The organism is Bacteroides sp. (assembly GCF_052357945.1).
In the GTDB taxonomy this organism is placed as follows: Bacteria; Bacteroidota; Bacteroidia; order Bacteroidales; family Bacteroidaceae; genus Bacteroides.
In genome coordinates this window covers 1-7,654 of the sequence record NZ_DAWCXD010000131.1, presented here as the reverse complement: position 1 = coordinate 7,654, position 7,654 = coordinate 1, and the positions used below count along the sequence as shown (strand labels likewise).

Here is a 7,654-nt window from a genome sequence, read left to right as displayed (position 1 = left end):
ACGGAGTGCACAAATTTCAACATGACAGTGGTTATTGCAGTGGAAACGATCATATCCTGATTGTAGTGGACAGCAGTAAAAACTATATGGAGAAGGACTGGACAGAGTTACCAGAACGGCAAGGTGCCGGAGCCTAGTTTCCATTCGGTGCCAAAGTAAGCAATTACTCTTTTTATATAACTTATGCTCATGAATAAAAGAATATTTATATTATTCCTATTTTCTCTTCTGCTCTTTACCGGGTCCATATACGCAGCCATAGGTATCACTGACCTGCGAACAGAACAGTTGAAAAATCCGGCAGGTATTGATGTGCGCCAACCTCGATTGAGTTGGCGCATCGAATCGAATGAACAGAATGTGATACAAACTGCGTATCACATTCTTGTTGCATCTACCCCGGAGCTATTGGAACAAGGAAAAGGGGATATCTGGGATTCAGGAAAGATTGAATCTGACGTTTCCCAATGGATCGCTTATCAGGGAAAAACGCTAAAGCGTAATGCTCCCTACTATTGGAAAGTGAAAATCGACACCAACAAAGGGACAACAGATTGGAGTACTCCGGCTTTCTGGACTACAGGACTGTTTAATGAAGCAGATTGGCAAGGGCAATGGATCGGTTTGGATAAAGCTGCTCCCGGAGACAGCGAAACACAATGGAGCCGCTTGGCAGCTCGCTATCTCCGCAAAGAATTTGCATTGAAGAAAGAAGTGAAACGTGCCACTGTGCACATCGCCGGAATGGGATTGTATGAACTGTTTATCAACGGACAACGTATCGGCAATCAGGTTCTGGCTCCTGCTCCTACCGACTATCGGAAAACGATTCTGTACAACACCTATGATGTCACATCGTTGCTTCAAACAGAGAATGCTATTGGAGTAACTCTCGGAAATGGTCGTTTCTATACGATGCGCCAAAACTATAAACCGTATAAGATACCGACTTTCGGCTATCCTAAACTTCGGTTGAATCTGATTGTGGAATATGCAGACGGCAGCAAAGAAACGATTGCTACAAACACTACCTGGAAATTGACTACTGACGGTCCTATTCGTAGTAATAATGAATACGATGGTGAAGAGTACGACGCCCGTAAAGAGTTAGGAAACTGGACTCAAACCGGGTATGATGATAAAAGCTGGATGCCGGCACAACGTGTGAGCATTCCTTCGGGAACATTGCGTGCGCAAATGATGCCGGGTATGGAAGTCACAGAAACGTTGAAACCTGTTTCCATTAAAAAGCTCGGCAATAAATATATCTTGGATATCGGTCAGAATATGGCAGGATGGGTACGTTTCCGAGTTAAAGGACAGGCTGGTGACAGTATCCGCCTCCGTTTCGCAGAAAGTCTGCAAAGCAACGGTGAACTTTACACCAGAAATTTCAGGGATGCCCGTTCTACAGATGTGTATGTTGTCAGTGGACGTGAAACAAAAGATGCTACCTGGGCACCTCGTTTTATCTATCATGGATTTCGCTATGTAGAAGTTAGTGGTTATCCGAATGCGAAGACTGAAGATTTCGTTGCCGAGGTAGTAGAAGATGAAATGGAACATACCGGAACTTTCAGCTGTTCTGACGAGACTCTGAATAAGATTATCCGTAATGCATTCTGGGGAATCCGGAGTAATTATAAAGGTATGCCGGTAGACTGTCCACAACGGAATGAGCGCCAACCATGGTTGGGCGACCGTACCATGGGGTGTTGGGGAGAGAGTATGCTTTTCGATAATTATGCAATGTACACCAAATGGACGCGTGACATTCGCGAAGCACAACGGGAAGACGGCTGTATTCCTGATGTGGCCCCGGCATACTGGAATTATTACTCGGATAATGTGACCTGGCCTGCCGCTTTACCTATGGCCTGCGACATGCTTTTCACAAACTTTGGAGACAAACGTCCGATCGAGGAGAATTATCCGGCTATTAAAAAATGGGTATCTCATATCCGTGAATACTACATGACAGAGGAATATATCATCACCAAAGATAAATATGGTGACTGGTGCGTTCCCCCCGAATCACTGGAGTTGATTCACAGTAAGGATCCTTCCCGCAAGACTGACGGAGATTTGATCGCCACCGCTTATTATCTAAAGGTGTTACAACTGATGCACCGCTTTGCAAGTCTGCAAGGGCTGAAAGCTGATGCAGAAGAATGGGAAGATTTGGAACATCGCATGAAAGATGCATTCAATGCTCGTTTTTTGCATGTAAAAGAAGGTACCTCTCCCGTACCAGGGCATGCCTTATATCCGGATAGTATTTTCTATGGCAACAACACGGTTACTGCCAATATTTTGCCACTTGCCTTCGGACTGGTTCCTAAAAATCAGATCAATGCAGTGGCCCAAAATGCTGTAGCTTCTATTATTACGACCAACAAAGGACATATAAGTACCGGAGTAATTGGTGTGCAATGGTTATTACGTGAATTAAGCCGCCGTGGACATGCCGATGTAGCTTATTTACTGGCTACCAATAAAACATATCCTTCCTGGGGATATATGGTTGACAAAGGTGCTACCACTATTTGGGAATTATGGAATGGTGATACAGCCAATCCTGAAATGAACAGTGGTAATCACGTGATGCTTTTAGGCGATTTATTACCTTGGTGTTTCAATAATCTGGCAGGTATTCGTGCAGACCGCTGGAAGTCCGGTTACAAACATATCGTTTTCCAACCGGCTTTTGAAATCCAGGAATTAAGCAATGTGGATGCATCATACATGAGTATCTACGGGAAAATAACCAGTCGGTGGGCAAAGACTCCTACTCATCTGGAATGGGACATCGAGCTTCCTGCCAATACAACAGGTGAAGTGCACCTACCAGATGGACGGAAGGAAAAGATCGGATCGGGAAAATATCACTTCAGTGTAGACATCCCCACCCGGAATACGGCTATTCTAAGTGATGAATTCCTGTACGAAAAAGCTTCTTTCCCCGAATGTCACGGAGCTACAATTGTAGAACTGAAGAACGGTGATCTCGTAGCCTCTTTCTTCGGAGGCACCAAAGAACGCAATCCGGATTGTTGCATCTGGGTATGTCGTAAGCCGAAAGGTTCCAAAGAATGGACTGCCCCAAAACTTGCCGCTGACGGTGTGTTCTCGATCAAAGATTCACAAGCTGTATTGGCTGGAATCGATTCAACTTGTACACCTGTGAAAGATGAGAAAGGAAAACTTATTGCCCGCAGAAAAGCTTGTTGGAATCCGGTTCTTTTCCAGATTCCCGGAGGTGACTTGATTTTATTCTATAAAATAGGTCTGAAAGTGAGTGATTGGACAGGATGGCTGGTTCGTTCACGTGACGGAGGAAAGACTTGGAGTAAACGTGAACCGCTTCCGGAAGGTTTTCTTGGACCTATTAAGAATAAACCGGAATATATCAATGGACGTATCATCTGCCCTTCCAGTACGGAAGGAAGTAACGGATGGCGTGTCCACTTCGAGATTTCCGATGATAAAGGCAAGACCTGGAAGATGATAGGTCCACTGGATGCCGAGTTATCCGTCCCCACTCAAAACCGTAAAAAAGGTGGCATGAATGTGGACGATCAGGAAGGAGGAGAAGCGATCAGAGGAGAAGGAGCCAAACCTGTTTATGCGATACAACCTAGTATTCTGAAGCATAAAGACGGAAGACTACAGGTACTCTGCCGTACACGTAACGCACAAGTAGCAACTGCATGGAGCAGCGATAATGGTGATACGTGGAGTAAAGTAACGCTGCTGGATGTTCCGAATAATAATTCCGGAACGGATGCTGTGACAATGAAAGACGGCAGACATATACTTATCTACAATAATTTCTCTACATTACCCGGAACTCCGAAAGGTCCGCGTACTCCGCTTTGTGTGGCCATATCAGAAGATGGCATCAACTGGAAGCCTGTTCTTACATTAGAAGACAGTCCGATCAGCCAGTACTCTTATCCCAGTATTATCCAGGGAAAAGATGGGAAACTGCATGCCATATACACTTGGCGTCGCCAACGAATTAAATATGCAGAGATAGATCCGACGAAGTTTTAAATTGAACCGTCATCTGAATAAAATCGACCGCTCCTTTGTCCGCAAAAGAGCGGTCGATTCTTTGTATTTATCCATTTTATATTTTACATTTGCCAATAAATAAAAAAGAACGATGGCAGATAATTATATAGAAAGGCAACAGGAACAATATGAAGCCAGAAAGGCTGCTTGGAAACAAGCACAGAAATATGGTAAGAAGAAATCTACAACAGTTCATTCGGCTGAATCAGCTTCGTGTACTCCAATGACCTCAAAATCATCCCCCTCCAAAAGAAGAGTATTTATAACAGGAGGAGCGGAAGGTATAGGCAAGGCAATAGTAGAAGCTTTTTGCCTGTCCGGCGATCAAGTCGCTTTTTGTGATATAAATGAAATAGCGGGACAAGAGACTGCAAAAGCAACCGGATCTATATTCCATAAAGTCGATGTCAGCGATAAGGATGTGCTTGAAAGTTGCATGCAACGTATTCTTTCCGAATGGAATGATATTGATATTATTGTCAACAACGTCGGTATTAGTCAATTTTCGTCTATCACCGAAACGAGCGTAGAGGATTTCGACAAAATTCTTTCTATCAACCTACGCCCTGTATTTATCACCTCCCGCCTGCTTGCCATACATCGTAAAGAACAGTCTTCTCCTAATCCATACGGTCGGATTATCAATATCTGCTCCACACGTTACCTGATGAGTGAATCGGGAAGTGAAGGTTACGCAGCTTCGAAAGGCGGTATCTATTCTTTAACTCATGCACTGGCTTTATCGTTATCCGAATGGAATATCACCGTCAACTCTATTGCTCCGGGATGGATACAAACTCATGATTATGACCAACTCCGGCCGGAAGATCATTCACAACATCCTTCGCGACGGGTAGGCAAACCGGAAGATATTGCCCGTATGTGTTTGTTTCTCTGTGAAGAAAACAATGATTTCATCAATGGAGAAAATATCACGATTGACGGAGGAATGACGAAAAAGATGATTTATCTGGAGTAATTTAAAGTATCATATTATTCATTGTCGAGAAATTCTTTCAACACGCTTCGGGTAACTTCCACTCCTGTCTTCACTATCGAGGCCGCATGATGAAACTCCAACATATCATAGGTATCACCGGACATCTGAATTAAGATATCCGGCTGACAACGCTCTATCTGGTAACGAGTGATTTGTTGCATCATCATTCTTGAAGATTCTGTCAATAGATTATAAGGAGATATTTTCTTTTTCTTTCCGGAATCGAGGGGTGCATTCACATCGACAGCTATCAGGATATCTCCTTCAATGCGTTTTACATGAGCCAATGGAAGAGGATTCAGAATGCCTCCGTCAATCAAAACCATACCGTCTTTTCTCAACGGACGGAAAAGCATGGGGATAGAAATAGATGCACGGATAGCTTCATGTAAGCTCCCCCTGTCAAACCTCACTTCCTGATCGCGGACAATATCCGTAGCCATTGCTACATAAGGGACAGGCAAGTCTTCAATATTCATGTCCGGAATAATCTGTTTCAGTTCTTTGATAAAACGGTCACCTTTCACCAATCCATCCCGGCTTAAAGTAATATCCGCCAATTCCCACATCTTACGTTTATCCCAACTATATAGCCACTCCTTACATTCTTCCATTTTTCCTGAAGCGTACATCGCCCCCACCATAGCTCCCATCGAGCTTCCTGCAATAGAGGTGATCTCAAAATTGTGACGGAGCAATTCTTCAATTACTCCTATATGCGCTATTCCACGTGCTCCTCCCATAGAAAGGACCAATGCTACTTTTTGCTTATCCATATCATATATATTTCTATTAGCCATCCACAAAATAACACATTTTCTGCGAAAAAGATGTTTAAATCAATTTAAGAATCTGTTAATCGAAGAAAAACACACTGTTCAAATAATAAACAAAAGAATTTAGTAACTTTGCGGCCTCAATAGGCTTATAGTTAATTATAGAGTAATCATAAAATGAAAGAAGCTTTCATCAAGCTGCATATATCCATTATTATTGCAGGCGCTACAGGAGTATTCGGGAAGTTGATAACACTCAATGAGGGATTGTTAGTCTGGTGGAGAATGATGTTTGCAACTTTGATACTGGCAGGTATTCTATACTTTGCGAAAAAGTTACCAAAACTTCCTTTGAAAGAAATACTAAAGATTAGTGGTGTCGGAGTACTGTTGGCACTGCATTGGATATTCTTCTATGGAAGTATCAAAGCCTCCAATGTTTCTATCGGGGTGGTTTGTTTCTCAATGGTGGGTTTCTTTACGGCTTTTCTGGAGCCACTGATTAATCGGCATAGAGTGTCACTGAAAGAAGTTACATTCAGCCTGCTTACCCTATTCGGAATTGTCCTGATATTCCATTTTGATACTCGTTATCGTATGGGAATAACATTAGGTATTATATCTTCTGCATTGGCGGCGCTATTTACTATAACCAATAAGAAGACGGCAAAGAATCATGCTTCAAGTGCCCTGTTACTGTATGAGATGTTTGGCGGATTTATTGGAGTTTCCTGTATTCTTCCTTTCTATTTGCATTATTTTCCGGTGTCCACTATCGTGCCCGGTATGGGAGACTTAATCAATCTACTATTACTCGCTTCTTTCTGTACTGTCGGACTATATTTATTGCAAATTCAGGTTCTGAAAAAGATTTCAGCATTTACGGTCAATTTAAGTTATAATCTGGAACCTATATATAGCATCATTCTGGCCATGATTATTTTCAATGAGGCCAAAGAACTGAATATTGCTTTTTATTCCGGGCTCGGGATGATTATCTTATCTGTTATTTTGCAGACACTAAGTGTTACATTTCAAAAGAAATTTAGTATACCACAACAATCATAAGAATTTAAAATAAGATCCCTATCCGGGATAGTTAAAACAAAAAGGTAGCAATCCTCTACATCATACGGATTGCTACCTTTTTTAGCTTCTTATATTCAAATCAAGTAATTCTATTTCTTTTCTTGAGCCTTCTTTTCTTCCTGTCGTTTATTCACATAATCCTTGAACATCTGACGCCAGTTACGACCATGCTCATTGAAATACTGTTCGCATTTGGTTTTATAAATTTCGAAGATGGCAGAGATCTGCTTCATATTCTTATAGTCAATAGCCTGTTCGCGAGCCAGCTTCAACTGTTCCAGGACGTAAGCAGTTTCCTCCTCTGTCATATTGGGCACAATGGTCTGATAACCTTTCAAGGTAAAAGCGACTTTACCTACCGTATATTTATCGAGGATTTGTTCTATCTGTTCTTCAGTCAATACTCTGCGTAACTCTTTCATTAGCCTTTCATGTACTTCTTTCGGCATAGCAGAATCTGCAATCATTTCACGGTCGAGCTTGGAAAGCGGCTTGCCTGTAAGAGGATTGATACCCTCGGGAATTGTTGTATAGGGATGCTCATTGTGCCAGTCGCGAACTTTACGAAGATGGTTATAAATAGCTGTTGCCGCAAAACCTGCCTTTTTCTCATCATCCAACTTTAAAGAAGCTACCCAGTCCATGGCTTTCTTTTCAAGAGAAGCATCTGATTTTAAATCAGCAAAGGCCTTCTTGTCAAAATAGGCGGCTA

General features: G+C 42.3%; 4 protein-coding genes and 1 pseudogene. 3 read left to right on the top strand and 2 right to left on the bottom strand.

The window, feature by feature from the left end:
• Positions 1–189: 189 nt before the first annotated feature.
• Positions 190–4,056, top strand: a complete 3,867-nt coding sequence (locus ACT8YW_RS18170) for a family 78 glycoside hydrolase catalytic domain (RefSeq protein ID WP_444106605.1) — start codon at positions 190–192, stop codon at positions 4,054–4,056.
• A 112-nt stretch (positions 4,057–4,168) separates the two neighbouring features.
• A complete protein-coding gene (locus ACT8YW_RS18165) occupies positions 4,169–5,056 on the top strand; it encodes an SDR family NAD(P)-dependent oxidoreductase (RefSeq protein ID WP_128857889.1) in 888 nt (295 codons plus the stop codon).
• A 14-nt stretch (positions 5,057–5,070) separates the two neighbouring features.
• Here the strand turns inward: ACT8YW_RS18165 and ACT8YW_RS18160 are convergent, their stop codons facing one another.
• Positions 5,071–5,877 (bottom strand): patatin-like phospholipase family protein, encoded by an 807-nt coding sequence (locus ACT8YW_RS18160; protein ID WP_032853583.1) that lies wholly within the window; start codon positions 5,875–5,877, stop codon positions 5,071–5,073.
• 153 nt (positions 5,878–6,030) lie between these two features.
• Between ACT8YW_RS18160 and ACT8YW_RS18155 the strand changes: the two genes are divergently transcribed.
• Positions 6,031–6,921 (top strand): DMT family transporter, encoded by an 891-nt coding sequence (locus ACT8YW_RS18155; RefSeq protein WP_008999532.1) that lies wholly within the window; start codon positions 6,031–6,033, stop codon positions 6,919–6,921.
• 110 nt (positions 6,922–7,031) lie between these two features.
• Here ACT8YW_RS18155 and ACT8YW_RS18150 read toward each other — a convergent pair.
• Positions 7,032–7,654 (bottom strand): annotated as a pseudogene (locus ACT8YW_RS18150) (6-O-methylesterase); the annotation flags it as partial.